This window comes from Marinobacter sp. tcs-11 (genome assembly GCF_002049515.1).
GTDB classification, from domain to species: Bacteria; Pseudomonadota; Gammaproteobacteria; order Pseudomonadales; family Oleiphilaceae; genus Marinobacter; species Marinobacter nauticus.
Window position 1 is genome coordinate 65,580 of record NZ_LLYU01000003.1, and the last position, 25,078, is coordinate 90,657.

Genomic DNA, 25,078 nt, shown 5'->3' on the forward strand with positions numbered 1-25,078 from the left:
ACGGATTAGTATGCAAAGAATACCCACCTCTGTCCCGGAGCTTCTGGATGCACCGCCGTCACTTTCTGCACCTGACAATAGCTGCCGCTGTTGCTGCGGGAATGAGTGGTTGCTCCCGGCGAGATCCTCTGAGAACCGGTATTCATCCCTGGATTGGTTACGAACCCCTGTACCTGGCAGAAGAATTCGGCTGGCTGCCGGAGACAGTGCAGTTGGTGAAAGGCCAGGCGGCCAGTGATTCCATCAGCGGACTGGTCTCCGGCAATCTGGACGCCGCAGCCCTGACTCTGGATGAAACCCTCAGGGTTCTTGTCGCCGGGGTGCCCGTAAAGGCCGTTGCCGTCACTAATGTTTCCGTGGGCGCGGATGTGCTTCTGGTGCGGCCTGCAATTACCAGCCTTTCGGGTTTGCGGGGCCGACGGGTCGCGGTGGAGCTCGGCGGCGTGTCCGGCATCATGTTGTTTTCTGTGCTTGAGCGCGCCGGCTTGACCAGTAACAACATATCGGTGGTGGATTTACCGGTCCACGAACACATCGGGGCCTGGCAGCGTGGTGATATCGACGCTTCCATCAGCTACGAACCGGAGGCCTCCCGGCTGGCGGCCGAAGGCGCGGTGCGTCTGTTCGACAGCAGCCAGCTGCCGGAAACCATCTTCGATCTTCTGGTGGTCACTGATGCAGCGGTCAGTCGGCAGCCAGGCGCGGTAAGGGATCTGGTAAAAGGTCATTTTCTGGGCCTGCAACATCTGGTGCGCAACACGCACGATGCGGTCTATCGTGTTGCTACGCGCCAGCAGGTATCTCCGGAGATGGTGCGTCAGTCTCTGGCGACGGTGATGTTGCCGGAACTGTCTGCCAACCACCGCTATCTCACCCACAATGGCCGGCTGGAAGTGGTGGCAAAGATGCTGGCGAGTATTATGGCTCGTGAGGGGCTGATAGATGCGCCCCTGCACTATGAGCATCTGACCGATCCGGCTTTCCTGCCTCGGAGCCTGCCATGATGAAGGGGATGCTTTACCGCTGCCTGGTTTCGCTGTTGGTGGTTGCTGTCAACGTGCCGGCGCAGTTGGCAGCCAGCGACTCGGTCACGCTCGGCGTTTTTGCCTACCGGCCTGACAATGTGATCAACGAACGCTATCAGCCGCTGGCCGACTACCTGACCCTGGAAACCGGCATGGCAGTGAACCTGAAGGTTTTCAATCAGGATGACATGAACCGTGCCTTGGCGGCCAACCAGATCGACTTCTTTCTCACCAATCCCAGCCACTTTCTGGTGATTCGCAGTGAACGCAGTCTGACCGGAGCCCTCGCAACCCTGCGCCGCAGCTGGCGGGGTGAAACCACGGGCAGTATTGGTGGCGTGATTATTACCCGTGTTGAACGGGACGATATCAACCGCCTGCAGGATCTGGAGAAAAAGAGTATTGCCACGCCAGGGCTGACCTATCTGGGTGGCTATCAGGCCCAGGCGCTGGAGTTGGCCAGCGTGGACGTGGATGTTCGGCGCCATAACCGGATGGTGTTTCTGGGTAATCACGACCGGGTGATCCGCTCGGTGCTGACGGGCGATACCGATGTCGGATTCATCCGAACCGGCATCTATGAAGAACTGCTGAACGAGAACCCGAGCCTTGCAGATGAGCTGAAAATCATCAATCCGCAGCAGCTGCGAGGCTATCCGTTTGTTCTGTCCACCCGGCTGTACCCGGAGTGGCCTCTGGTTTCTCTGCCCCATGTCGACAGCAGGACGGTACGCCGGGTTGCTTCCGCCCTGTTTGCTCTGGAGCCAGAGCATGCGGCGGCGCAGGCGGCGGGTCTGGCCGGGTTTTCGCCGCCTGCAGATTACCAGTCGGTCGAAATGCTGAGCCGAAGCCTGCGGATGCCGCCGTACGATCAGGTGCCGAGGGTAACCTGGGTCGACATACTCCACCAATACCGTAACTGGGTGATTACCGTTGCTGTGCTGTTTGTACTGCTGGTAATCACCAGTCTCTGGCTCGGCCGCAAGAAAAAGCAGCTGGCCTCTGAAGAGCGCAGGCTGCGCACACTGATTGCCAGCTGGCCCCAGCCGATGCTGATGATCCGCAATGGTGAACTGGTGGACTGCAACCGGGCGGCCGTGGATCTGGTTGGCTATACCTCCGAAGCTTCTTTGTTGGGCAAGTCCCTGGCGGCTTTCTCTCCCCATAGCCAGCCGGATGGAGCTCCGTCGTCACAGAAATCCGAGGCGCTCTTTACCCGGGTGACGGCTGGAGAGGTGTCCCAGACGGAATGGCTGTTTGTGCGTTCGAACGGGGAACGGGTGTGGGTGGCCATGACCCTGGCCCCGGTTTATGAACACGGCAGCGACATCCCTTCGGTACTCTGTTCCTGGCATGACATCACGCGCAGAAAGCAGGCCGAGGAACAGCAGCGGTTGGCGTTAAGGGTGTTCAAGAATGCCCGGGAAGCGATTTTTATCACCGATGCCCACGGCGTGGTGATGGACATCAACGAGGCCTACACCCAGATCACCGGGCGGGATCACAAGTCTGCTATTGGCAGCCTACCGCCCATGCCGGTAGATGAAGGCAGTGCCATACTGGTGGCCGCCAGCAGGCATGGAGTGTGGAGCGGAGAGTTTGCAGCCCGGCATCAGGACGGCCAGGCCATTGTCTTGAACCTGAGTCTGAGCAGTGTGCTGGACGAGCAGGGCGAACTGTCCCATTTTGTGGGTGTCTTCAGTGACATCACAAGGCAGAAAGAGATCGAGAAGCAGCTCCGGATCATGGCCCACTACGACGCCCTGACCAATTTACCGAACCGGGTACTGTTCTCGGATCGTCTGCACCAGTCCATGGCCCAGGCCCGTCGGCAGAATTACCGGTTGGCGGTTGTCTACATCGATCTGGACCAGTTCAAACCGGTGAATGATGCCTTTGGTCACGATGCCGGTGATGGCTTGCTGGTGGAAGTGGCCCGGCGCATGCGTGCGACCCTCCGGGAGGAGGACAGTCTGGCACGATTGGGCGGCGACGAGTTCGCCGCCATCATCGTCAATGTCCCGGACGCGGTTACCCTGGATATATTGCTCTCGCGTTTGCTAACGGTCATTGCCGAACCGGTGTGGGTGGCCAATCACAGCGTTGAAGTGTCTGCGAGTATGGGTTACACCCTGTACCCTCAAGGCGAGGAAATAGACGGAGATCAGCTGCTTCGCCAGGCTGACCAGGCCATGTATCGGGCCAAGCGTGAAGGCAAGAACCGCTATTACTGTTTTCAGGATGCCGATGCCTGATCATGGCTTTGGTTGAGTAGCCCCACGCCGTCCTGCCAATACAGCGCCTTGCTCCACTGATCGGTGAGCCGGCGCACGGCGCTGAGCTCATCCAGAACCTCGGCCCCCAGGCTGGAACTGAATTCCCGCCGGATCATCTTCTGCAGGGTGGCTGCTTTCAGCTGATGGTAGACGGTTTCGGCTTCCTGTAGCTGCTCCGGTACGGGCGTTTCTGAGGCCACCAGCGCCCGAATAACCTCGAAATAGCGGTTGAAAACCGACTCCAGCGTCTCGAAATCCCTGCGCCGGGCCAGCGCCCGGAGTCGAACCAGATGCAGGGTCAGCTCGGTGGCTTCCGCCAGGTAACGGCAGGTGCGAATGCTCAGCGTCAGGGCATCCACCACCGACGGATGCATTTTCTCGGCTCTCAGGCGCCCGATGTAGTCGGTAATGGCCAGGTTCAGGTTGCGCACGGCATCGGCCTTCGGGCGCACATCGGATTCCTCCAGGCTTTCCCGGTCCAGGCATACCCGCAGCAAACCCCGGCTGTGACCAATCAACCGCTTCATTTCCTGATCCACGGCGCCGATGGCCAGTTCCGGTGTCGTCACCAGAGTGTCATCGAGATAGCGGGGTTCGGCGTTGTCCTCTTCCTTGCTGCGAAACAGCCGGCCGAGAAAACGGGCGAACGGTTGGGTGAAGGGCAGCATGATGGCGGCACCCAGAACGTTGAACAGCGTATGGAATAAGGCCAGCGAAACCGCCGGGTTGGCTTCCAGGTCCAACAGGTTGGTCAGGGTATTCACCAGCCAGAGCATGGCCGGCAGCACCAGCAGGGCGATGACGCCGGTGACCAGGTTGAACAGGATATGCCCGGTGGCCAGCCGGCGGGCGTTTGCCGTGGCTTTCAGGGCCGACAGCGCGGCAGTCGACGTTGAGCCCAGATTGGCCCCAATCACGGCCGCGGCGGCATTGTCGAGCGGGATCAGGCCGCCAGCTGCAGCGGTGAGTACGATGGCCAGGGCGGCGCTGGAGGACTGGGTAAGAACCGTGGCCAGCAGGCCAATCAGCATGAAGGCCGGCAGGCCATAATCGGCGTTGATCAGGTGGCCGTTCTGGAAGCCGAGAGCCGAGGATTCGAGCGCGGTTTTGAGAATCGACAACCCCAGGAAAAACAAGGCAAAGCCTGCCAGAGCTTCCCCCAGAAACTGGTTTCTCGGGTTGCGGCTGACCAGTTTGAAGCCCACCCCGGCGGCCAGCAGTGGCAGCGCCATGGCTTCGATCTTGAAGCCGAAGCCAATCAGGCTGACCAGCCAGCCGGTCATGGTGGTACCGATGTTGGAACCGAAAACAACGCCCAGGGACTGGGCCAGAGTCATCAGGCCGGCATTCACAAACCCAATGGTTGCCACGGTTACCGCCCCGGAATGCTGCACGATACCGGTAATAACAAAGCCGGCGAATAGTGCCCGCAGAGGCGTTCTGGTCCAGTGCCCCAACATATGGCGGAGATGATGGCCGGCGGCGTTTTTCAGACCATTGGTCATCATCTCCATGGCCAGGAGAAACAGGGCCAGACCGCCCAGAACCTGGAAAACCGATGACAGCATGATGGATTATCTTTTTTATGGATGGGGCGTTAACACAAGCCTAGCAGAGCCCGGGCAGCTTTCAGAGTGTCAGACCAGAAACTTTCGGATATCGAGTTTGTAGTCGTCTGGATCGACCGCCCGAACGATCCGGTCCTGGTTGCCGGGGCGAGACAGATCAATGGTATGCACGGTTACAGGCATTCGGAACTTCGTGTTGTACATAACGCGCACCACGGGCAGTCTCTGGTCAGATTCATTCGTTTCGATGACCACGCCCAGCTTGCCGCTTTCAAGCAAGACCAATGAACCTATCGGGTACAGCCCAACGCAACGGATAAACTGTTTCACCAGCGTCGGATCCAGGTGATCCCCGGACCATTCCAGCAGTTTCTTCAGCCCTTGAGTCGGCGTCAGGCCTTTGTGGTAAACCCGGTCAGCAGTGATGGCATCGTAAACATCCGTGATGGCAACCATGCGTCCGTACTCGGTGATTTCGTCGCCTTTGAGACCCTCCGGATAGCCGCTGCCGTCCAGTTTCTCATGATGTTGGGCGGCGGTTATCACGGTGATCTCGCCGATGCCTTCGGTGCTGGCAAGAATGTCACGGGAATGGCGGGCGTGCAGCTTCATGACCTCGAATTCTTCCGCCGTCAGTCGGCCAGGTTTGTGCAGAACCTCATCGGGCGTAAGAATTTTTCCGATGTCGTGCAACAAAGCACCTACGATGGTCTGGTGCAGAACATCCTGAGAGAGGTTTCGGTAATGTCCGAACAGTGACATCAATACGCTCAGGTTGACTGAGTGTTCCAACAGGTAATTGTCTTTCTCGCGGATCCGTCCCAGGCAGCTCAGGGCATTGGCATTGCGTAGTACTGAATTTTGCAGCTCGTCTGCGAGCTGGTGGATCGGGGCCACATCAATTGCACCACCAATCTTGACGTTGTTCATGAAACTGCCCACCAGGCTTTGGGCCTGGCTGTGCACCTGTTGAGCAATAACTATTTCTTCCGCCAGAGGGGCCTTCGGGGTGTATCCCGGTTTCAGGGCTCCGGCATTCTGCAGGGCCGTTTCATTGCGCCGGTCCACCTCCGCCGCCGGCTCGGAATCCTGACAGTCGGCGCCCCGGCTGACATCAATGTAGACATACTGCACACCCATCCTGCGAATTTTTTCAATGGTCTCTTCCCGCTTGATCACCCCTTTCTTGCGCTGGGTGTTATGGGGGATCCAGTCGTTGTTGAGGTCGGTAATGTACATACCGACCTTCAGGGCAGAGATGGGAATGCGCTTAATCATAGGTTGGGGAAAAACGTCCGCAGGCTGTTTTGATAGGTCTGGCTCAATACCTGATCCAGGGGTAAATCCTTTACTTCGGCGATTTTCTCGGCCACGAACGGCAGGTAGAACGGCGCGTTTTCACGGCCGCGATAGGGCACAGGCGTCAGGAACGGGGCATCAGTTTCCAGCAGGATCTGCTCGATGGGCGTCATGCGCACAATGTCCCGCACGTTCTCTGCCTTGTTGAAGGTGGTGATGCCGTTGAAGCCCAGGCACCAGCCCTGGTCGATGGCGTATTGTGCCAGCCCGGGCCCGGAGGTGAAGCTGTGAATAACACCCCGGCGCTCCAGCGAATGCTCGAACTCTTTCAGAATCGCGATGGTGTCGTCATCGGCGTCGCGGCTGTGAATTACCACCGGGCGGTCGCTGTCGCAGGCAATCTGCAGCTGCCGGCGAAACACCTCCCGCTGCACGGCGCGATCGGCATTGTCGTAGAAATAGTCCAACCCGATCTCGCCGACGGCCACGATCTTGTCGTCGGTGGCATGCTGGCGAATTTCCGCCTCCACCTCATCGGTATAGGTTTCCGCTTCATGGGGATGAATGCCCTGGGTACCAAACACCCAGTCAGCCGAACCAGCCAGCTCGCGCACGGCGGCCAGGTTCTCAGGTGACACGGCAATGGTGATCACCTTTTCGATGTTGACCCGCTGGCTTTGCTCCAGAGTATCGGACAACGGCCGGTCTTTCAGGTAGTCCAGATGGCAGTGGGTCTCGATGATCGGATGATCAAATACGGGAATCTCACGACGTTTCTTGCTCATGCCAGGGTACTAGACTCCATCAGGGTCGGTGTATGGATGCTATTCTGAGAATCTGATCACGTAAGTGTATCACTTTGTACGATTATTGACCTGCAACGGGGCGATAGGGAGTTTCCTTGATGAAATATACAGCATTTGCCCGTTCCTGGTTCTTGAATCCTGACCAACCGGCTCTCGAAGGTTATCCCTCGCTGTACGAGGGCGAAGACAAGCTGCCTGCGCTTGAAGCCAGTCTGGAGGACATCGGAGAGTACCAGAGGCGGTTGTGGGCGAATCGTAAGCGGGCATTGCTGGTAGTCATCCATGGCCCGGACACCAGCGGCAAGGACAGCCTGATCCGGACGCTGGCCACCTACGCTGATCCGGCCGGCTTTCACGCCTGGTCATTCGGGCGACCCAACGCATCGGAAGCCGCTCATGATTTTCTCTGGCGGGTGACACCCTATCTCCCCGCCTATGGCCAGATGGTGGCCTTCAACCGCAGTCATCACGAGGCCGTCATCGGCGAGCGGGTATGGCCCGTGCGTGACGCCAGCACCTATCACTGGCCGGCCCGATTCGAGGCCATACGGAATTTTGAGCGCCACCTGGTCAGCGAAGGCACCAGTGTCGTAAAAATCTGGCTCAACCTTTCCGAGGATGAACATAAACAGCGATTGCTCAAACGCCTGGACAAGCCCAGGAAGCGCTGGAAGTTTGACCGCTCCGACATCGAGGGCTGGAAGCAGCGCGCCCGTTATCAGGCCTTCGCCGAGGAAGCCCTGGCTCAGACCCACACCGAGGAAGCGCCCTGGTTCATTGTGCCCGGGGACCGCAAACCCCAGGCCCGGGCGATTGTGGCGGCCTTGCTGGCCGGGGTGCTGAAACAGCTTGCGCCGGACTACCCGGCGGAGCATCCGGATGTACTGGAAGACTATCGTCAGCTGCTGGCAGCGAATGGCGTCAGCTAATGGAGGCAATATGCACATCGCAGTGGTAGGGGGTGGCGTGGTGGGTGTTACCACCGCCAGGGAACTGATTCGCCGGGGGCATCAGGTAACCCTGCTGGAGCGACACGACCTTGCCGGTAACGAGACCAGCAAAGGCAACGCCGCCCAGCGGTCTTACGGCGTGGTTTACCCCTGGGCTGATCCCTCCATGGTCTTCAAGGCACTGCCCTGGCTGTTGAAAACCGACGGCCCACTCAAGCTGCGAGTGCCGCCTTCGGTGGATGCCATCAAGTTTATGTTTGCCACCCTGCGCTACGCCTGGAGTCCTGGCCTGTTTGGCCTCAACAAACGGGCCATGCTGCGCCTGGGTGTCCACAGTCGGGAGCGATTTCTGGCTCTGGAACAGGAGCATGACCTGAACTTTGATGGCGACCACAAGGGCCTTCTGCACCTGGCCAGCAGCCCTGAGGCCATGGACGGTTATCGTGAGATCCACGACCTGCTGAATGAGCTGGGCATCGCCTCGCAGCTGCTCACGCCCGAGCAGGTGCGAGCCACAGAGCCGGGTATGACCGGAGACGGGCCCCTCTATGGAGCCATCAGCTATGACACAGACGGCACCGGCGATTGCCACCTGTTTTCCCGGGCACTGGCGCAGGTGTGTGAGCAGCAAGGTGCAAGTTTTCACTATGGTGTCGAGGTTGAGCGGCTGTTGTTTGATGATGAAACTGTGAACGGGCTCGAGTATCGAGCCCGCAGCGGTGAATTGGTCACCCTGGAAGCCGATGCGGTGGTGGTTTGCGCCGGATGCTGGTCACCGCAGCTGGTTCGGCCCCTGGGGCTGGAGCTACCGATCTATCCGATCAAGGGTTACAGCCTGACGGTGCCCCTGAGTGATCCGGACAAGGCCCCGGCCAGCACGATCCACGACGATAACCTGAAGGTGGTGTCTACCCGGTTGGGTAACCGGCTCCGGGCCACGGGCTTTGTCGAATTGGCGGACTTCAATCGCGACATTCCTGAGGCGCGCATCGCCACTATCAAGAAATCCGTGCGTTCACGCTTTCCCGGCTGCGCGGATCTTGAGGCTGCCGAAACCTGGACCGGTTTCCGCCCCATGACTCCGGATGGCCCCGCCATTATTGGTCGCGGACCCCGCCGGAACCTGTTTTTGAATACCGGCCATGGCACCTTCGGCTGGACCCTGTCGGCGGGCAGCGCCTCGGTGATTGCCCAGGTTATCGACGGTGAAGAACCGGCCGTGCCGCTGGATGCGTTCCGGCCCGGAAGGTTCCAGGAGTAAGCTCAGAGTTTGCGTTCGAGGTTGCCGCACAGGGTGTGAACAAAGCCGATGTCCCGTTCGGAGAGCATGGGCAGGCGCTGGAATACCCATTGCGACAGCTTGCTGTCTGCCGGGGCATCCAGCGCCGGTAACAGCGTTTCCAGGCGTTGCCGCAAGGCGCCCAGGCTGGCGTCTGAGGCGACCTCCGGCGCGCTGACACTCTGGCGCGCCAGTCCGGACAGCTCCCAGGCATACAGCATGACCGCCTGAGACAGATTCAGGGACGGATAGCTGACCGCCATCGGAAAGCCGGTGAGGAGATCGCACAGGGCCAATTCTTCATTGGCCAGGCCCCGGTCCTCGCGACCAAACACCAGTGCTGCCGTCGCCACCGAGCCGCCTTTGTTGGCCAGTACCGAGCGCAGTGCTCCGGGTTCGTGCCAGTCCTGTCGGTGATGGCGGGGCTTGGCCGAAGTGCCCATCAGCAAATCCGCTGAGTTTCTAACTGCAGCCAGATCGGGGAAAATGCGCGCATTATCCAGAATGTGGTCACTGCCATGGGCCAGCCAGTGGGCTTCGGGCCGCGTATGCAGGTCGGAATTGACCAGCCATAGCTCGGAAAAACCCATGGTGCACAGGGCCCGAGCAGCGGCGCCGACATTTTCCGGGACTTTCGGTTCAACCAGTACAAAGGCCAGTTTCATGACATTACCTCCGGCGGCGAGTTTACACCAAGCCTCGGGTTGTTTTTACCAGCGCTGGCAGTCTTTGAATGACTGGCTGCGGGAACTGGAGCCACTCTGGCGCCCCATCCCGTTCATGGAACCTGCCCCCGCCTGGCGCGACGCGCATCCGGACCTGGCGCGCTGGCTGGAGGCGCTTCCAGAGGTGGAGTGTCAGGACTGGGAGGAGCGGCTCCCGGAACTGTCCTCGGTGTTAGCCGGCTATGTCCCGGCGCTGGCCCGGTACCGGGATCTGCTTGATTTACCCCGTCTGGCGACCGAGGCCGAGGGCCGGCAGGCGGAACTGGCGGAGGTGGCCGCCGTTGATATGCCTGGCCGAAAACGACAGCAGGCCGGCGCATTCGCCGCTGCAATTTTGCCCCTGGGCTATCCGGTACTGGACTGGTGTTGTGGCAAGGGGCATCTGGGCCGGACCCTGGCCCGGCGGGGTGTGGTGCAGGTAACCGGATTTGAGTGGAATCCGGAACTGGTGACCGATGGCAACCGCCTGGCCGAACACTATGGCGACCCGGTTCGCTTGTCTCATCAGGATGTGATGGTTGATGGCCTCAAACTGCCTGAGCGCCACCATGGGGTGGCGCTGCACGCCTGTGGTGATCTGCACCGCCGGCTGATGCAATCCGGTGCCCAGGCGCGTTTGCCCCGGCTCAGTCTTTCTCCCTGCTGCTACCACCTGACCGGTGGTGAACGGTATCAGCTTCAAGCCCGGCGAACCCGGGAGTATGGCCAGTGCTTGTCGGTGGATCGTAACGATCTGAGGCTGGCGGTTCAGGAGACGGTCACGGCGCCGGAGCGAGTGCGCGAGCAAACCACGCGCATCAGTACCTGGCGTCTGGGTTTCGATGCGTTGCAACGGGAGCTGACCGGCAACAGGCATTACCTGCCGGTACCGTCGCACCCGGCCCGGCTCAATAATGGCCGTTTCGAGGATTTCTGTCGCTGGGCGGCGGCAAAGAAACAACTGGCTCTGCCCGCCGATGTTGACTGGGCAGAATGGCTGGCGCGCGGTGAGGAACGATATCGTCAGGTGCGCCGGCATGAACTGCTGCGGCACCTGTTCCGGAGGCCCCTGGAACTCTGGCTGGTCATGGACTACGCCGTGTTTCTGGAAGAGCAGGGTTACCGGGTTCGGCTGGGCACTTTCTGTGATCGCCAGCTGACGCCGAGAAACCTGATGCTGGACGCGGTACGCGAGGGCGATTGAAAGCCTGAACGGATTTCTGAATACGGGACAAAAGAAAGGCGCCCGAAGGCGCCTTACCGAGGGTGCCCGGATTGCCTTAACGGCGAACCTGGATGCGCGCCTCTACACGACGGTTCTGGGCACGGCCAGCCGGCGTGTCGTTGGTGGCAACAGGCTCGGTTTCACCATAGCCCACCGCGCTGACACGGTCCGGATCGACCCCCAGAGGCCCGGTCAGTCGACCGGCAACCGCTTCTGCCCGGCGCTGGGACAGAAACTGGTTATAGCCCGCTTCACCGGCGCTGTCGGTATGGCCAGCGATCTCAACGGTGGTTTCCGGGTATTCCTCCATGAAATCGGCGACGCGACGAATTTCGTTGTCATAGGCGTTGTCGATAACAGAGCTGTTGGTGGGGAACTGAACCCGCAGTTCAATGGTTTCCACCGTTTCAGTAATGCCCTCACAGCCGGTTTCATCGACCGTGGCGCCCGCGGTGGTGTCCGGGCATTGGTCCTGGCTGTTCACTACGCCGTCGTTGTCGCTGTCGAGCTCACAGCCTCGGCTGTCTACTTCGGCCCCGGCTGGGGTGTTGGGGCACTGGTCGCGGCTGTCGGCCACACCGTCGTTATCGCTGTCCAGCTCGCAGCCACGGCTGTCGACGCTGGCACTGGCCGGTGTGCCCGGGCACTGGTCGCGAGTATCGGGCACGCCGTCGTTGTCGGCATCGGCCGGGGCTTTCGGGGCCGGGGCAGAAACCGTGCGGGTAAAGGCCCAGCTCAAGCCAAGCGAGACCATGGTGTCGAAGGTGCTTTCGTCAATGCCGTGGAATTCCCGCAGATCGCCACGAATGGAAATGCCATCACTGACGTTGTAGCGGAAGCCGGTACCCACGTTTACCCGGGTTTCATCGTGATCGGTGCCTGCCGTACGGTAGGAAATGGTATCTCCCAGCCCGAAGTCGGCATGGCCTGCACCCAGAGAAACGTAAGGGTTCCAGGCTGCTTCCGGACCGGCGAAGTAGTAGGTGCCGTCAACCCGGATTTCGTCAAAATCGGACTCGCCAGACACATACTTGCGGTCGGCATCGGCCCGTGAGTACACGGCTTCAACTGACCAGTGGGGGCGGAACCGGTATTCGACACCAACACCGAACGTGCCGGTTTCACTCAGATCCCGTTTATCGTCAAACAGCTGGAAGCCGGCAAACGGATTCAGATAGATGGTTTCCTGGCGTTCCGCCAGGGCTGGTGTGGTAAGGGATGTTGCAAGGGCGGCCAGAGCGACCGGGCGCATGATTTTCATGCAGAACCTCCTGTCTGATTATTATGTCCTGAAGCTGTCTCCGATGATGACGGATAAACTCCGGTAAAACACTACGTTACTGAAAATCTAGGCCAGTAAGCCATAAAACACAAAATTTGGCATCTTTCGACGTCTTCGCAGTTGTACGCAGCCTTCACAGGCGACAGATCAATCACCTGCTGGCGTGAAATACAGATGCGCGCTTTTTTTACTGAAATTCAACGTGTCGCCATTGCCAAACCGGACCTCAAACGAGCTTTCGTCTTCCGAGATAACCTCGCCTGTTCCAAAGATGGCATGGGTCAGACGCTGCTGATGCCACACTGGTTCCGCCGTATTTTGGCTCACTGTTCCTTCGCTTTCCAGCTGAACGCCCTCGCGTTCAGCGTATCGCAGACTCACGGGGGTTAGCGGGTGGTCCAGCCTCAGGGGCTGGTCTGTCGGGGCAGTACCGGTATCCAGCGCGGAGCCGAGTTCCTGGGCTAATCCAAAGCACAGTTCGGAAACAAATCGACTGGGGCCTTGGTCGCCCGCCAGATGCGGGCTGGCCGGGGTGGGCCGGGTAATCAGGTGCAGATGGTGGCGGGTGCGGGTCATGCCCACGTAAAGCAGCCTGCGCTCGCTTTCCAGCAGGGCCCGGGCATCGTCCTGGGGACGCGGGCTGTAGGGCAGATATTTCTCCTGCAGGCCGGGAATGATTACCACGGGCCATTCCAGTCCCTTGGTCCGGTGAATGGTGGACAGCAGGACACCCTCGTCCCGATGTTCGCTGGCCTGTTGTTTCAGCAGGCTCAGGTGGTCCAGGGCTCCGTCGGCATTGACTTCCAGGCTTTTCAGGTGGTCGCGAAAACCCTGAATGGTATCAATCCGCTCCTCGGCACTGTCATGGGTCAGTGCGAGACTGCGAATACCCTCATAGAGATCCATGTGCTCGGCATAGACGGTGATCAGGCCAGCTACCGGCCCCTGATAGCGGTCGAGTTGCTGCAGGACTTCACCGAGTTTTTTCAGCTTTCTGGCAGCCATGGGCGCCAGGGCGTCGAAATCCAGACTGAGCAGCCGTTCGTGCCAGCCGGTGTCGAACGCCGCCAGGAACCGGGCCAGGTTTTCCAGTTCCGGTTCTTTCAGGCCTACGTGGGGGAACCTCAGAATCTGGCGGGCAATGTCCAGTCGGTCATTTTCTGCCAGCTTGTCGAGCCGACGGGTAACCACCAGCAACAGGGCCTGCACTGCCTGAACCTCGCGGCTGAACAGCGCGCCCTTACCGGCGTCGATCCGGTAGGGGATCTGGCGTGCCAGCAGTTTCAGTTCAATCGGCACGCTCTGGCTCCAGACCCGGAACAAGATGGCGCTCTGGCTTTGTTGTTCCGGCGCCAGTCCCTGCAGGATGGCCAGCACCTGGTTGCCATCGTTTTCGGCCTGATGCAGATGGATTTCGGTGGCGGGGGTACCCGGATGGGAATGGCACATCACATCCCGGCGGCCGGTATTATGGCAGATCAGGTGATTGGCCAGCAGCGCCACCCGGTGGCCGTAACGGAAGGTGTAGCTGAGGGTCTGCTCCAGCGGGCTTTCAAACTCATCACTGAACTTGCGCAGAATGAACTCGGGCCGGGCACCCCGGAACTCGTAGATGGTCTGATCCGGGTCGCCGACCACGGTTACCCGGGCACGGTCGCCAGCCACATAACGCAACAGCAGGTGCTGGATCTCGTTGGTGTCCTGGTATTCGTCCACCAGGATCAGATCCATTTTGTTGCCCACCAGGCGCTGCAATGGTGGGTTCTGGTGAATCGCCATCACCGGCTCATAGAGCATGTCGGCGTAGCTGATGCGGCTCTCGCTTTTGCGCCACTGCTCGAAGGAATGGAACAGGTCGATCAGGTAGCGGTGTTTGTCGGAGTAGCCCAGCTCCTCGAACACCACCTCCGCGGGTGCCAGCCCGGTTTTGACCCGGTCGATAAAGCCGGTGGCGGTTTCGACAAAATCCTTCTTGTTGCGGCGGATTTCATCGGCCAGTTCCTCCGGTGCCAGCCGCCGGGTCAGCAACCAGGCCTGGAAGCCGATCTCCTGTTCCGTCAGGATCTTTTCCGAAAAGCCCGGCAGATAGCCTTCGCGGACGAACCGACGATACAGCCGCAGGCCCATGGCGTGGTAGGTACGGATTTCAGGCAGCGCCAGGCCGCTCTGCTCGCAGACGGACTGTAACTTGCGCTCAAAGTCCACCTTGGCGCTGCGGTTGAACATCAGCACCAGCATCCGGTCCGGATCGTGGCCCTGGGCGAGCAGGTAGCGGATGCGCCAGGCCAGCGTGGAGGTTTTGCCGCTGCCCGCCACGGCCGTAATCACCGCATGCTCGTAACCGGCCGTGATGATGGCGCGCTGCTCGTCGGTCAGGTAATCCGGTAAGGACAGGTGGTCGGGGGCTTGGGTTTCGCTCGGCATGGCCGCTATTGTACTGGGCAACTGGTAGTGCGGATAGCGCTGCCGCATAATCCCGGCATAACTCAGGCTCCGATACATTCTTATGCCCAGCAGGTCCGAATTAACGTGAGTGATCAAACCGAGACAACAGCCTCTGACTGGTGCGCGTTCCAGCAAGCCCTGGCGGATAGTGGCCAGCGCCGGATGGTGTTGGTTGAGGGGGAGCGGCAGGTTGCGGTGGCCCGGGTAGCCGGGTTGTTGCAGGCGTTGTCGAGCGCCGAAGGTATTTGGGTCGGGCGCGAGCAGGATGCGGCCAGGGCTGGGCTCGGTCATCTGCGTGTTAAAGATTACCGGCGTGTACTGGGCCGGGAACTGCCCGTGCTGGTCTGGGATGGCTGGGAGGGAACGTCTCCGGACGCGTTTGCGGCACTGTCCGGCACCTTGCGGGCTGGCGGGTTGCTGTTCTGGCTGATGCCCCCGTTGGCGCAGTGGTCGGATTTTGATGACCCGGACTATAGCCGAACCGGGCTGGATCGGACGAGTGCTCATCCCTTTGCTGCCCGGTTGGCGGCGATACTGGCCGAAGATCCCGATGTCATTCGGCTTGTGGCGGAAGATGCCAGCGTGCCTGATCTTAACCGGCCGGAACCGGGCAGGGCGGGCTTTCAACCCGGGCAGACGGCCGAGCAGCAGGCTCTGGTTGCCGACATTGTGCGCACTGGCCAGGGCCGCCGCCGACGGCCGCTGGTGATTACTGCCGATCGCGGCCGAGGCAAATCGTCGGCCCTTGGCATGGCTGCTGCCCGCTTGCTCGGAACCGGCCGCAAACGGGTGCTGGTAACGGCACCTTCGGCTGATAACGTGGCTACCCTGTTCGCTCACGCCCGGCAGGCACTGGGTGATGCTCTGGCACTGGATACGCCGACCCATCTGACCACCCGGTCCGGTCATGAACTTTGCTTTCTGCCGCCACAGGAGTTGCTGTCGCAGCGGCCGGAGGCGGAAGTGGTCTTGGTTGATGAAGCGGCGGGTTTACCGGCCCAGTGGTTGAAAGCCGTGTTGCTGGGCTGGCCGAGGGTGGTGTTTGCCAGTACGGTGCATGGCTATGAAGGTACCGGCCGGGGCTTTGCCTTGCGCTTTCGACAGATTCTGGAACAGGAAACTCCGAACTGGCGCGCCGTCAGCGTTCGCGAGCCCATTCGCTGGGCGCAGGGTGACCCGCTGGAGCGACTGGTTTTCCAGCTGTATCTGTTATCGGCAGACGCGCCGGAGCCGCAACCGTTCGTCGCCGGCGACGTGCGCATTGAACGCTGGCAACCTGCCGCGGCCAGCGAACAGACCCTGGCGGAGGCCTTTGGTCTGCTGGTCAATGCCCATTACCGGACCACGCCCGCCGATCTTCGGCAATGGCTGGATGACCCCGCCGCGATGACCTGGCGGGCCAGCGTAGAGGGGCGGACCATTGGCTTGCTCTGGGCATCCACTGAAGGTGGCCTGGCTCCTGATCTGGCTGAAGAGGTGGTCGCTGGAAAACGGCGGCTCAGGGGCCATATGCTGGCCCAGTCACTGGCCAATCATGGCGGCGCCCCCGCCGCTGCTACCCTGAAAACCCTTCGAGTGGTCCGCGTAGCGGTGGCGGAATCGGCACGCAGGCTTGGGGTCGGCCAACGGTTGGTGGCGGCTGCCCATGAGGCCTGTGTTCAGGATGGAATGGATGCATTGGGTACCAGCTTTGGCGGCGAACCGGGTTTGTTGGCGTTCTGGCACCGATGTGGCCTGCGCATCGTGCGTATGGGTCTGAGCCAGGAGGCGTCCACCGGAGAGTTTCCCCTGCAAATGCTGATGGGCACCTCTGAGCCGGGGCAGCAACTTCAGCAACAGCTGAGCAGCCGGTTCGCCCGACACCGGCAACATCTGGTGTCCCGCCATTGGTACCAACTGGACCATGAACTATTGCTGGCCATCTGCGACGCCCTGCCATCATCGGCGTGGCTGGATGACGATGATCGCCGGGATCTGACTAACTTCGCGTATGGCTTTCGCGGCTTTGAACTAACCTTGCCGGTTTTGCAGGAGCTCTCTGGCTGCAAGGGTATGGCTCAGCGAATTCAAAGCCATCCGGAGGCAAAGCTCTGGTGTCGTGCGGTATTGCAGGGCTGGTCCTGGGTGAAGTTGCAGGAGGCCGGCCTATGCCGGGGCCAGCGCGATGCAGAGGCGCGGCTGCGGTTGCTGGCTCGAGAACTTCTGCAAAACGAGACGGAGTTGTGACCGGTTCGATTTAATTCCGGTGACTGGCTGAGCAGAATAGCTGCAAAACGCAAACAAGAGACTTCCGACATGGGCAGGGACGCGAGCAGCTATTTCCACCTGGTATTTTTCCTGGCACTGACGCTGCTGGCCGGATGCAGTACAACCGGGTCAGCACCTGAAACCGGAGAGGCCGGTGCCGGCCCGGAGGAGCTGATGGCTGCGGTGCGCGCGAATGAGGATCGGGCGGTACTTGAGCTGCTGTCCAGCGGGGTAAGGCCGGATGCCCAGGCCGGAGCGGAGCAAACCCCGCTTATGGTGGCTGCCACCAACGGTAACCGCCGCATTGTCCGTTTGCTACTGGCTGCAGGCGCAGAGGTGAATGCACGCAGTGCCGACGGCAATACCGCGGTGATCCAGGCTGCTGAAAATGGTCATCTTGCGGTGGTCCGGGCCTTGCTGGCGGCGGGCGCCAACGTGAACGTCAGCCAGGGTGGCGAATCCCTGTTGATGAAAGTGGTGGCCAGCGGTGATCTTCTGACCGCCGAAATGCTGCTGGCGGCCGGTGCCGATGTGCACTATCGCCGGGCGGATGGCACCACCGCTCTGGATCTCGCCCGCGCCAGCAACAATCAGGATCTTGAAATGCTGCTGGTGCAGGCGGGCGCCGCCCGCTGATTCAGAGGCTGTCCAGCATCATCGGGTCGGTCGTGTCGTCCCACACTGGCTGGAAATGCCGTTCAACCACCTCTTGCGGCACTTCGGCAACCGAGGGGTAAGACCACTCTGGGGAGCGGTCCTTGTCGACCAGCAGGGCGCGAATGCCTTCGGCCAGATCGGGTCTCCGGGTGCATTCTTCGGCCATGGCCAGTTCCATACGGAATACATCTTTCAACGACATCTGCTGGCCTTTCTGTATCTGGTGCCAGATCAGCCAGGCGGTGACCGGGCAGCCGGTCTTCAGGGTATGGATGCACGCCTGCCACCAGGGGTCGGTACTCTCCGAATTCCCCAGTTTTTCAACGATGGCCGGTAGCTCATCGCCTGCACTCAGGCGTGCGATGGTCTGTTCGTGCTGTTCCAGGTGCCCCGGAGCCAGCGTGCGGTAATCCAGCGCTTCCAGCTGGTTCAGCAGGCGGAACAGGCGGTTGTCGTCGGCGGCGGTTTCACCGCTCCAGCGTTCCTCCTGCAGCCGTTCAAGCAGGGCGCTGCTCTGGTCTGCTTCGATCACCATATCAGCCAGGCCCACTCGCAAGGCGTCGGCGACATTCAGTCGAGCGCCAGTCAGACCCATAAACAATCCGAGCCGGCCCGGGAGACGGTTCAGGAACCAGCTCGCGCCCACATCGGGAAACAGACCGATGCTGATCTCGGGCATTGCCATGGAGACATTCGGGTAGATTAACCGGTAGCGGCAGGCTGCCAGCAAGCCCAGGCCCCCGCCCATGACAATGCCGCCGGCCATGCCCACCACCGGCTTGGGGAACCGGTGCAGGGTAAAGTCGAGACGGTATTCCGCCGCAAAGAACCGCGCGGGCGCGGCTTTGTCGCCATCGCCTGTCAGTGCCGGGTACAGGGCCCGGATATTGCCTCCGGCACAGAACGCCCGGTCTCCCGCCCCCTGCAGAACCACCAGGCAGATACGGGAATCCTCGGCCCATTGCGCCAGCGCCTGCTGTGCCTGGTTGACCATCTCCTCGGTCAGGGCATTGAGTGTGCCCGGCTCGTTCAGGGTGAGCAGGCCGATGTGTCCTTCCCGGCAGGGGAGCTCCTGTACCTCAACTGGCATGGCTTGGTTCTCCGGTGGTATCTCTGATTGGGTATTTGTGGTTTGTTCGTACTGTCGTTCACAATGCTCAGGCGTAAAAGAGGACTATGGTCGCACGAAAGTCCTTGATCTATCACATTTGAGCTCACGGGCGGGTGTGCTATAAGTGAAACCTGAGTTACTGACCGGTTTTATGCCGGAATGTGAACGTTAAAACGATGAGAGGGTTAACACAATGAATCTGAAGCATCTTGCAGTAGCGGGCCTGTTCGCAGCTGGCGCGATGGTACCGGTCGCTTCCATGGCCGCCGGTGACATCGAAGCTGGTAAGGCCAAGGCCGCCGTTTGTGCCGCGTGCCATGGCCAGAACGGTATCTCTCAGGTGCCCATCTATCCGAACCTGGCTGGCCAGAAAGAGCAGTACCTGGTTGCAGCTCTGAAGGCGTACAAGGCAGGCCAGCGTCAGGGTGGACAGGCTCCGGTGATGCAGGGTCAGGCCACAGCCCTGAGCGATGCTGACATTGCCAACCTGGCAGCTTTCTACGCCAGCCTGCCGGCCGACGGCGGCAAGTAAGGCGTTGTGTTTGTCAGTGCTGCGGCTCAGGCCGCACCACTGACAATGCGATAGCTCGGACGGTAGGCTGAGGACCCGGGTAGCTTCATCCGGTTCTGCGCCACAAACTGCTCCAGCATGGCCTCCAGAGGCTTGATCAGCGTCGGGTCACCGGCGATTTCAAACGGCCCTTTCTCCTGCACCTGCCGGATTCCGCTTTCCTTCACGTTACCCGCCACAATCCCGCTGAACGCTTTGCGCAGATTCGCCGCAATCAGGTGAACCGGTTGATCGCGATGCAGTTCCAGAGCCCGCATGTTGTCATGGTTCGGCTCGAACGGTAGCTGGAATACCGGATCTATCTTCAGCATCCAGTTGAAGTAGTAGGCATCCTGCATGGCGCGGCGGAAGGTCTCCACGTCTTTCATGCCCTGCTTCATGGTCTGGGCGACCCGTATCGGATCATCGATGATGATCTCGTATTTGCTGGCAGCCTCATCGCCCAGGGCGTTGCGGATAAACTTGTCGATCATTTCGAAGTATTCGGCATTTTCCTGGCGGCCGGTAAACACCACCGGGAAAGGCAGGTCAACGTTGTCCGGGTGCAGCAGAATGCCGAGCAGGTACAGAATCTCCTCTGCGGTGCCTACGCCGCCCGGGAATACAATCACACCATGGCCACAGCGAACAAAGGCCTCGAGACGCTTCTCGATATCCGGCATGATCACCAGCTCGTTTACAATCGGGTTTGGCGCCTCGGCACCGATAATGCCCGGCTCAGTAATGCCGATGTAACGGCCATTCTTCACCCGTTGCTTGGCGTGGCCGATGGTGGCGCCTTTCATCGGGCCTTTCATGGCGCCCGGGCCGCAACCGGTGCAGATACTCAGGCCGCGCAGCCCCAACTGGTGCCCGACATCCTTGCTGTACTGGTATTCGTCGTGGCTGATGGAATGGCCGCCCCAGCACACCACCAGGTCTGGCTGACGCCCCGCCTCCAGTACCCTGGCGTTGCGCAGAATGTGGAACACCAGATTCGTTAGGTCTTCGGGGTTGTCTTTGCGGAAGCCGGCCACGCTGTTGGGCAGGGAGTGGCTGTAAACGATATCGCGCAGCACAGAAAACAGGTGTTCCCGGATGGCGCGTAGCATTTCGCCGTCCACAAAGGCGTGGCCGGGCGCATTGATCAGTTCCAGTTTCAGCCCCCGGGGCTGGGGCACCAGCCGTACATCGAAGTCGGCGTGGGCTTCCATCAATTCCTTACAGTCGTCGGTTTCGACGCCGGTATTGAGCACGGCCAGTGCACACTGACGGAAGAGGCGATACAGACCACCCTCGCTCTTGTCCTTGAGCCGGTTTACCTCGTAGTTGGAAAGGATCTCGAGGCTGCCCTCGGGGGAGACCAGGGCATTCATGGTGGTTTCAGTCATCGTTGGTGAAGCTCCTGATGGTTTCGGCAATGACGGATTTTGAGCCAGTCTGGCGAAAGGGTACACTAAGGCCTTTCTGGCTTTTACGCCACCCGACGTTATTCCGATCAAAGTCTTTTTTATGAAATTGCTGATTCGTCCCGCCCCGGAAGTGGCTATCAAGAGTAAACCCGTTCGCCAGCAGCAGATGCGCCAGTTGCGGCAGAATATCCGTAAATTACTGGCCCGGCTGGATCCGGAGATCCGTGTGGATGGCAGCTGGGACCGGGTGGACGTGGATGTGCCCGATGGCCGCAGCCTTGCCGGCCCGGTGATTGATGAGCTGGTGCGCATCCCCGGCATCTCGACCATCCAGGAGATCGGGGTGTTTCCGTTTGTCGATCTTGACGATGTGGGCGAAAAGGCGGTGCAGGCCTATGCCGAACGCCTGAAAGGCAAGACGTTTGCCGTTCGCGCCCGCCGTCATGGCGATCATGATTTCCGTTCCATTGACCTGGAGCGTTCGGTGGGCGCGGCGTTGTTGCAGGGCTCCGACGCCAAAGGCGTGGATCTGAAATCACCGGATCTTGAAGTTCGTATTGAGGTAAAGGACGACAGCTACCACATTGCCCATCGTCGCCACGAGGGGCTTGGCGGTTATCCGCTGGGGACGGTGGAAACGGTGATGACGCTGATTTCCGGCGGCTACGACTCGTCGGTGGCTGCCTACCTGATGATGCGCCGCGGCATTCGCAGTCATTATCTGTTCTTTAATCTGGGCGGTGCGGCCCATGAAGTGGGCGTGCGCCAGGTGGCTCACTACCTGTGGGAGCGTTATGGTTCGTCCCACAACGTCAAGTTTATTTCTGTGCCGTTTGAGGGTGTGGTCGCCGAGATCATGCGCTCGGTCAACCATCGCCATTGGGGCGTGGTGCTCAAACGGATGATGCTCAAGGCCGCTGCCGAGATCGCCCGGGATTACAACGCCTCGGGGCTGGTGATGGGCGATGCGGTGGCTCAGGTCTCCAGCCAGACCCTGACCAACCTGAATGTGGTGGACCGTGCCAGTGACGAGGTGGTGCTGCGCCCGCTGATTGCCATGGACAAGCAGGAAATCATCCAAATTGCCAAGGACATCGGTACCGAGCCGTTCGCCCGCAACATGCCGGAGTATTGCGGCGTGATTTCCAGCAAGCCGGTCACCCGTGCCAAGCTGCATCGGGTGGAGGAAGAAGAGGCGAACATGGACCCGGCCGCCCTGGCCGATGCCATCGCTAACCGTACCGACACCATGGTCAGCCAGCTCCTGGACAGCACCCAGACGCCGGAAGAGGTGGAGTTGATCCAGACGCCGTCGGTAGATGACGTGATTATCGACGTTCGCCACCCGTCTGAAGAAGAACGCTCGCCACTGACCCTGACCAACAACGACGTGCTCAAGATTCCTTTCTACGAGTTGAATCAGCAGGTGGCGGAACTGCCGGGCAACCGCCAGTACCTGCTGTACTGTGACCGGGGCACCATGAGCCGCATGCACGCCGGCCACCTGAAGGCTGAGGGGCATGGCAATATCAAGGTGTATGCCCCGGCGGTCTGATCAGCCCTCCAACCCCTTGAAAAACTGCTGGACGTTCTCGCTGAGGGCGTCCAGGTCATACCCGCCTTCCTGCACCACCAGCGTGGGTAAGCCCAACTGACGAAGGTGCGTGCTCAGCCGACAGAAGCCTTCGGAAGTCACCGATACTTTCGCCTGCGGGTCGTTCTTGTAGATATCGAAACCCAGGGTCAGGATCAGCACATCCGGCTGGTACAGGCGAATGGCGGCCACGGCTTCATCCAGTTTGGCGAAGAAATCCTCCTCGCTGGAGCCGTGGGGCATGGGCAGGTTGATGTTGTAGCCATAGCCTTCTCCTTCCCCACGTTCGTCCTCGAAGCCGCTGACCACCGGATAGAAATTGGTGGGGTCGCCGTGGATGGAGATGTACAGCACGTCGCTGCGGTCGTAGAAGATCTCCTGAATGCCCTGGCCGTGATGCATGTCGGTGTCCAGGATGACCGTTCGCGGGAACCGGCTCTTCAAGTGCTCGGCCGCGATGGCGGCGTTGTTCAGGTAGCAGAATCCACCGGCGGCATCCTTGCGGGCGTGATGCCCTGGTGGCCTGCACACAGCGTAGGCGTTGCGCTCTCCGGCGATCAGCGCGTCGGCGGCACCCAAGGCGGTCTGGGCCGACCAGTAGGCCGCCTTCCAGGTATTTTCGCCAATGGGGCAGCTGCCGTCTGCCAGGTAACAGGCGGCTTCGGCCAGGATGCCCCGCATGGCGTTGGGGGAACGTACGAAAATATTCGACATTACCTCGTCGCCCCAGTCTTCCATTTCCATCCAGCGCCGGTGGGCGGATTCGAGGAATCGCAGGTAACCCAGGTCGTGCACCTTGGAGATCGGGCCGGCGCCCTGGTCGGCCGGCTGCAGTACCGGGATGCCCATGGCTTTCAGGCCTTCGAGCATCTGGCCGGTGCGATCAGGCACCTCCTGAGGCTGGCGCATCTGGCCTCGGGTGAAATACGTCTTCGGGATGTGCAGGTCCTGCGTCGGATGAAAAAATGCTTTCATGAATCCGTCTCCTTGGGGTGTCAGGGAGAGCCTGTAAAAACTCTCCTTCGAGTATAGGCAGTCACCCGCCCGGGTCAAAAATGACGGCCAGGAAATCTCCCCCTGACTTTACAGGCCGCCACTCAGGATCCACTATGAAAGGCACGCGTTGCTTATGAACTTCGCCCCGGTCCGGGGCGTCACCAGTCATGCAAGAGGAGCCGAGATGATCGAGTCACCACTACTGGAAAACCTCACAGGCTACATTGGCGGGCGCTGGAAAGACTCTGCCGGCGGTGCCACGTTCGACGTTTACAACCCGGCCACCGGCTCGGTGATTGCCAAAGTGCCGTCGATGCCGGAGGAAGATGTTGTGGCAGCGGTGGAGGCTGGACAATCAGCGCTCCGGCTCACCAATCCCTGGCCGATTGAAACCCGCCGCAAGTGGCTGGAGGATATTCGTGACGGCCTGAAAGAAAACCGCGAAGAGATTGGCCGCATCCTGTGTATGGAGCATGGCAAGCCCTGGAAGGAAGCCCAGGGCGAGGTGGATTACGCCGCCGGTTTCTTCGATTACTGTGCCAAGCACATCAGCGCTCTTGATTCCCACACGATTCCGGAGAAGCCCAAGGACTGCACCTGGACGGTTCACTACCGGCCCGTGGGCGTGACTGGCCTGATCGTGCCCTGGAATTTCCCCATTGGTATGATCGCCAAGAAGCTTTCGGCGGCCCTGGCAGCGGGTTGTCCTTCTGTCATCAAGCCAGCCAGCGAAACCCCGCTGACCATGATCGCGTTCTTCAGCGTGATGGATAAACTCGACCTGCCGGATGGCATGGTCAACCTGGTAATGGGTAAGGCCAGCGTGATCGGCAAGGTGCTGTGTGAGCACAAAGACGTACCCATGCTCAGCTTCACCGGCTCTACCGAAGTGGGCCGCAAACTGATCGTGGACACCGCCGAGCAGGTGAAGAAGCTGGCACTGGAGTTGGGGGGCAATGCCCCGTTCATCGTCTTTGACGATGCTGATCTGGAGGCCGCCGCCGATAACCTGATTGCCAACAAGTTCCGCGGTGGCGGCCAGACCTGCGTCTGTGCCAACCGTATCTTTGTGCACGAGAAGGTGGCGGATGCCTTTGGCCAGAAGCTGGCCGAACGTGTGAACAAGATGACCGTTGGCGACGGTATGAACGATGGCATCGACATAGGCCCGCTGATCAACAAGCAGGGCTTCGACAAGGTGAAACGGCACCTGCAGGACGCCCTCGACAAGGGCGCCAGCCTGGTGGCTGGCAAACAGCCAGCGGAACTGGGCGATGGCCTGTTTTTCCCACCCACGGTGGTGCAGGGCGTGGACCGCAACATGGCCTGCTACCAGGAAGAAACCTTCGGCCCGCTGGTGCCCATGGCGCTGTTCCGGACCGAGGAAGAAGTCATCGAAGCCGGTAACGATACCGAGTTTGGTCTGGCCTCGTACGTGTTCACCGCCGATGCCGAGCGTGCCCAGCGGGTAGCCGCCGGTTTGAGGTTTGGCCATGTGGGCTGGAATACCGGTACCGGACCAACGCCGGAGGCGCCATTTGGCGGTATGAAAGCCTCGGGTATTGGCCGGGAAGGTGGTCTGGAAGGGCTGTTTGAATTTGTGGAGGCCCAGACTGTGCCGAGAGGTTTCTAGGCAGCCGGTCTTCAAACAG

Annotated in this window: 19 protein-coding genes; 10 read left to right on the forward strand and 9 right to left on the reverse strand. The window is 60.4% G+C overall.

Annotated features, from left to right (window positions below; translation table 11 throughout):
* Positions 1-47 precede the first annotated feature (47 nt).
* Positions 48-1,004 carry an ABC transporter substrate-binding protein gene (locus ARC85_RS04735; protein WP_153740280.1) on the forward strand — a complete coding sequence of 319 codons (957 nt, stop codon included), beginning with the start codon at positions 48-50 and terminating at the stop codon, positions 1,002-1,004.
* A complete protein-coding gene (locus ARC85_RS04740; RefSeq protein WP_153740279.1) occupies positions 1,001-3,280 on the forward strand; it encodes a diguanylate cyclase domain-containing protein in 2,280 nt (759 codons plus the stop codon). Before ARC85_RS04735 ends, ARC85_RS04740 begins: the two co-directional genes overlap by 4 nt.
* Here the strand turns inward: ARC85_RS04740 and ARC85_RS04745 are convergent.
* The 3 genes from ARC85_RS04745 to ARC85_RS04755 form a co-directional block, all read right to left on the reverse strand.
* Positions 3,262-4,869 carry a Na/Pi cotransporter family protein gene (locus ARC85_RS04745; RefSeq protein WP_022993239.1) on the reverse strand — a complete coding sequence of 536 codons (1,608 nt, stop codon included), beginning with the start codon at positions 4,867-4,869 and terminating at the stop codon, positions 3,262-3,264. The two genes, ARC85_RS04740 and ARC85_RS04745, sit on opposite strands and share 19 nt — an antisense overlap.
* A gap of 69 nt (positions 4,870-4,938) precedes the next feature.
* A complete protein-coding gene (locus ARC85_RS04750; RefSeq protein ID WP_286714401.1) occupies positions 4,939-6,147 on the reverse strand; it encodes a cyclic di-GMP phosphodiesterase in 1,209 nt (402 codons plus the stop codon).
* Positions 6,144-6,953 (reverse strand): TatD family hydrolase, encoded by an 810-nt coding sequence (locus tag ARC85_RS04755; protein ID WP_286714402.1) that lies wholly within the window; start codon positions 6,951-6,953, stop codon positions 6,144-6,146. Before ARC85_RS04755 ends, ARC85_RS04750 begins: the two co-directional genes overlap by 4 nt.
* Before the next feature lie 119 nt (positions 6,954-7,072).
* Here ARC85_RS04755 and ARC85_RS04760 point away from each other — a divergent pair, with 119 nt between their 5' ends.
* Positions 7,073-7,903: a polyphosphate kinase 2 family protein gene (locus ARC85_RS04760; RefSeq protein ID WP_286714403.1), complete on the forward strand. Its 831-nt coding sequence runs from the start codon at positions 7,073-7,075 to the stop codon at positions 7,901-7,903.
* A gap of 10 nt (positions 7,904-7,913) precedes the next feature.
* The gene (locus ARC85_RS04765; protein WP_286714518.1) at positions 7,914-9,185 is read left to right on the forward strand and encodes a D-amino acid dehydrogenase; all 1,272 of its coding nucleotides are present in this window, start codon (positions 7,914-7,916) and stop codon (positions 9,183-9,185) included.
* A gap of 2 nt (positions 9,186-9,187) precedes the next feature.
* Here ARC85_RS04765 and ARC85_RS04770 read toward each other — a convergent pair whose 3' ends face one another.
* Entirely contained in the window at positions 9,188-9,868 is a 681-nt protein-coding gene (locus ARC85_RS04770; protein ID WP_286714404.1) for a tRNA/rRNA methyltransferase, read from the reverse strand.
* On the opposite strand from ARC85_RS04770, the gene ARC85_RS04775 reads away from it, so the two are divergent.
* Positions 9,867-11,111, forward strand: a complete 1,245-nt coding sequence (locus ARC85_RS04775; RefSeq protein WP_286714405.1) for a methyltransferase — start codon at positions 9,867-9,869, stop codon at positions 11,109-11,111. The genes ARC85_RS04770 and ARC85_RS04775 overlap by 2 nt on opposite strands.
* Before the next feature lie 76 nt (positions 11,112-11,187).
* Here the strand turns inward: ARC85_RS04775 and ARC85_RS04780 are convergent, their stop codons facing one another.
* Both ARC85_RS04780 and ARC85_RS04785 read right to left on the reverse strand, forming a co-directional pair.
* Entirely contained in the window at positions 11,188-12,393 is a 1,206-nt protein-coding gene (locus tag ARC85_RS04780; protein ID WP_286714406.1) for an OmpA family protein, read from the reverse strand.
* 168 nt (positions 12,394-12,561) lie between these two features.
* Entirely contained in the window at positions 12,562-14,886 is a 2,325-nt protein-coding gene (locus tag ARC85_RS04785; RefSeq protein ID WP_286714519.1) for an ATP-dependent helicase, read from the reverse strand.
* 57 nt (positions 14,887-14,943) lie between these two features.
* Between ARC85_RS04785 and ARC85_RS04790 the strand changes: the two genes are divergently transcribed.
* Positions 14,944-17,085, forward strand: a complete 2,142-nt coding sequence (locus ARC85_RS04790; protein ID WP_286714407.1) for a tRNA(Met) cytidine acetyltransferase TmcA — start codon at positions 14,944-14,946, stop codon at positions 17,083-17,085.
* A 69-nt stretch (positions 17,086-17,154) separates the two neighbouring features.
* Complete coding sequence (locus ARC85_RS04795) at positions 17,155-17,742, forward strand: ankyrin repeat domain-containing protein (protein WP_014422904.1); 588 nt, start codon at positions 17,155-17,157, stop codon at positions 17,740-17,742.
* 1 nt (position 17,743) lies between these two features.
* On the opposite strand, the gene ARC85_RS04800 is transcribed toward ARC85_RS04795, so the two are convergent.
* Entirely contained in the window at positions 17,744-18,853 is a 1,110-nt protein-coding gene (locus ARC85_RS04800; protein WP_286714408.1) for an enoyl-CoA hydratase/isomerase family protein, read from the reverse strand.
* Positions 18,854-19,067: 214 nt separating this feature from the next.
* Here ARC85_RS04800 and ARC85_RS04805 point away from each other — a divergent pair, with 214 nt between their 5' ends.
* Positions 19,068-19,406, forward strand: a complete 339-nt coding sequence (locus tag ARC85_RS04805) for a c-type cytochrome (RefSeq protein WP_206853750.1) — start codon at positions 19,068-19,070, stop codon at positions 19,404-19,406.
* Positions 19,407-19,432: 26 nt separating this feature from the next.
* On the opposite strand, the gene ppnN is transcribed toward ARC85_RS04805, so the two are convergent.
* Entirely contained in the window at positions 19,433-20,815 is a 1,383-nt protein-coding gene (ppnN, locus tag ARC85_RS04810) for a nucleotide 5'-monophosphate nucleosidase PpnN (protein ID WP_011787057.1), read from the reverse strand.
* A gap of 121 nt (positions 20,816-20,936) precedes the next feature.
* Here ppnN and thiI point away from each other — a divergent pair, with 121 nt between their 5' ends.
* Positions 20,937-22,391 carry a tRNA uracil 4-sulfurtransferase ThiI gene (thiI, locus tag ARC85_RS04815; protein WP_286714409.1) on the forward strand — a complete coding sequence of 485 codons (1,455 nt, stop codon included), beginning with the start codon at positions 20,937-20,939 and terminating at the stop codon, positions 22,389-22,391.
* On the opposite strand, the gene ARC85_RS04820 is transcribed toward thiI, so the two are convergent.
* On the reverse strand, positions 22,392-23,405 hold the full coding sequence (locus tag ARC85_RS04820; protein ID WP_023012097.1) for a histone deacetylase family protein: 1,014 nt from the start codon (positions 23,403-23,405) through the stop codon (positions 22,392-22,394). It lies immediately after the preceding gene.
* 205 nt (positions 23,406-23,610) lie between these two features.
* On the opposite strand from ARC85_RS04820, the gene ARC85_RS04825 reads away from it, so the two are divergent.
* Entirely contained in the window at positions 23,611-25,059 is a 1,449-nt protein-coding gene (locus tag ARC85_RS04825; RefSeq protein ID WP_286714410.1) for an NAD-dependent succinate-semialdehyde dehydrogenase, read from the forward strand.
* The last annotated feature ends 19 nt before the right edge of the window (positions 25,060-25,078 follow it).